This is a genomic window from Brachyspira pilosicoli (assembly GCF_019402445.1).
Taxonomy (GTDB): Bacteria; Spirochaetota; Brachyspiria; order Brachyspirales; family Brachyspiraceae; genus Brachyspira; species Brachyspira pilosicoli_B.
The window spans coordinates 1-2,886 of sequence record NZ_SRZM01000457.1; the positions used below are offsets into that span (position 1 = coordinate 1).

Genomic DNA, 2,886 nt, shown 5'->3' on the forward strand with positions numbered 1-2,886 from the left:
AAACAACAAGTTTCTTTGGCATATTAAACGGAATAGATGAAGATGTTTGGTCTCCAGAAAAAGATACTATGATACCAGCACATTTCTCTTCTAAAGACATGAAAGGTAAAAAAACTTGTAAGAGAGAGTTACAGAAGAGATTTTTACTTGAAGAAGATGATGATGTAGCTTTGATTGGTGCTATAGGAAGATTTGTTGATCAGAAGGGGTATCATTTACTTGCTTCTGTTATTGAGCCTTTGATGGCTAATATGAAGTTTCAATTTTGTATACTTGGTACAGGTGATAAAGGTTTTGAGAGTTTCTTTGGTGATTTACCTAAGAGATATCCTGGCAGAATTGGCTCTTATATAGGTTACAGTAATGAATTATCACATTTAATAGAGGCGGGTGCTGATATGTTTGTAATGCCTTCTTTGTTTGAGCCTTGCGGACTTAATCAGATGTATTCTTTAAGATATGGAACTATTCCTATAGTGCATGCTACTGGAGGACTTGAGGATACTGTTGAAAACTATAATGAATCTACGGGCGAAGGTTCTGGATTTAAGTTTTATGATTCTAATGATTCTGCTTTATATAATACTATTGGTTGGGCTATTAGTGTTTATTATGACCATAGAGATAAATTTGAAGCTATGCAAAAACGAGTAATGAAAATAGATAATTCTTGGGAGAAGAGTGCTAAGGAATATATAAAAGCTTATAAAATTGCTATAGAAAATAAGAAAAATTATGATAAAAATTGCGGACTATAATAAAAGGAGAATATTAAAAAAATGTCTAAAAGTGTATTGTATGTAGTTGCGAATGAGAATTTTCAAGATGAAGAATTTTTTGAAAGTAAAAAGATTTTAGAATCTAAAGGATATAGTATAAAACTAGCTTCTAGTATAATAGGCGAAGCACATGGAAAATTAGGAAGTACTGTTAATACAGAGCTTTTATTTAGTGAAGTAAGTACAGATGATTTTGATGCTATAGTTTTTGTTGGAGGAGTTGGTTCTATAAAGCTTTGGGACGATTGGCGTACACAGGGGCTTGCTAAGTTATTTCTTGATAATGGAAAAATAGTAGCTGGTATTGGGAGCGGGGTTGTTATAATGGCTAATGCTGGTATATTAGCAAATATTAATGTTACTTGTTTAAAAGAAAATGAATCTCCTGTAAGACATAATAACGCTAATATTGTAGAAGAGAATGTTGTAGTATCCGGCAATATAATAACAGCTAATGGACCAAAATCTGCAAAAGAGTTTGGCAACGTTTTGCTTAATGCTTTAGAAGCAGTATGAATTTGTTTGGCAGTATATTCTATTTTACTATAGGGGACTAAATATAATAATGGAAAATCATTTTCTTAAAAAAATATATTTTGAAAATTTTAAATGCTTTAAGAACTTGGATTTTAATGGTTTTAAGAGAGTAAATTTAATAGGCGGAAAAAATAATGTAGGAAAAACTTCCTTTTTAGAAGGAATTAATCTTACAGCGTATTCAGAAGATGCATTGAAGCTTCATGTTAATATAAGGCAGATGATTAAAGATAGACAAAATGATGATATTGATATAGATTTTTTTTACAATGATGAAGATAATATTAATATTAATACAGATAAGAAAAATATAAAAATAATATATATCAAAGAACCTATTAAAGAAAATAGAATAACCAGTACTCCTTATTTTAATTTGATTCTTGGTATTAGTGAATTTGAATTGGATATATATGATTTTTGTAACCCTAAAATAATAATTAAAGATGATTATCATTTTATACATTCTTCCAAATTTAATGAAGAATATATTGCAGCATTATATGGTAATGTTATAAATGTAGGTAAAGAAGATTATATTGATAATTCATTAAAAATGTTTGATGAAAATATTATTGCACTTAGACAGATATTTAATAATAATAAAGTTACATTGAAATTAAAATTAAAAGATAGAGAAAAGCCCGTTTTATTATCTTCATTTGGTGAAGGTATTAATAGATATATTGCTATAATTTGTGCTATATGGGCTAGTAAAGATGGATATTTATTTATTGATGAAATAGAAAATGGTATACATTATGCAAATTATCCTAAGTTATGGAAATTGATTTTTGATATATCGAAAGAAGCTAATTGTCAGATATTTGCTGCAACTCATTCAAAGGAATGTATAGAGGCTTTTAATAAAGAAAACAAAGATAATGATGGATTATATTTAGAGTTTTATAGAAATCAGAAAACAGGATTAATTAATATAAAAGATAGAGATAATGAACAGTTAGAATATGCACTTCTTAATAATGGAGAGTTTAGAGGTGAATAATTTAATAATAGTTGAAAGCAATAATGATAAATTTTTTATAGAGAGATTAATAGAATATTCTAATATTAATAATATAAATGTTCAATGTATTTGTGAATTTGAATGTTTAGACGGTATTAGTAACCTTAGTAAAAAGCTAGAGGAAATAAAATTTGATAAATATGATAGAGTAGGTATTATTTTAGATGCTGACAAAGAAGGTATAAATAGAAGAATTGAGTTTATAAATAAAGCTTTAAAAAATATATGTGATGATATAGAGTTTACTAAAATAAACAAATTAGAAAAATCTTTTAAACTTGATGTTGATTTTATATGCCATATTATGAATGTAGATGGATATGGAGAATTAGAAACGGTATTAAAATCAATAATAAAATCTAAGTCAATTTTTGCTGACTGTTTAGAGAGTTGGAGAGAATGTTTAAAAAATAAAGGTGAAAATATTAGTGATAAAGATTTTGATAAGTTTTATATTAATAATTATATTAGATTTGATACTTGTACTAAATCAGAGCAAAAACAAGCTAGTAAAAACTGCAGTTTTAAAGCTGCTATAAAAAA

At 27.0% G+C, this 2,886-nt stretch carries 4 protein-coding genes; all 4 read left to right on the forward strand.

Going from position 1 to position 2,886, the window contains the following annotated elements; translation table 11 throughout:
- Positions 1 to 758: glycogen synthase (locus E6A48_RS11840; protein WP_219710505.1), on the forward strand; the 758-nt coding region annotated here is incomplete at its 5' end.
- 21 nt (positions 759 to 779) lie between these two features.
- Positions 780 to 1,295, forward strand: a complete 516-nt coding sequence (locus E6A48_RS11845) for a DJ-1/PfpI family protein (RefSeq protein WP_219710506.1) — start codon at positions 780 to 782, stop codon at positions 1,293 to 1,295.
- A 49-nt stretch (positions 1,296 to 1,344) separates the two neighbouring features.
- Positions 1,345 to 2,322 carry an AAA family ATPase gene (locus E6A48_RS11850; protein ID WP_219710507.1) on the forward strand — a complete coding sequence of 326 codons (978 nt, stop codon included), beginning with the start codon at positions 1,345 to 1,347 and terminating at the stop codon, positions 2,320 to 2,322.
- Positions 2,315 to 2,886 (forward strand): DUF3226 domain-containing protein (locus E6A48_RS11855; protein ID WP_219710508.1); only part of this gene is annotated, 572 nt, incomplete at its 3' end. The genes E6A48_RS11850 and E6A48_RS11855, both read left to right, overlap by 8 nt.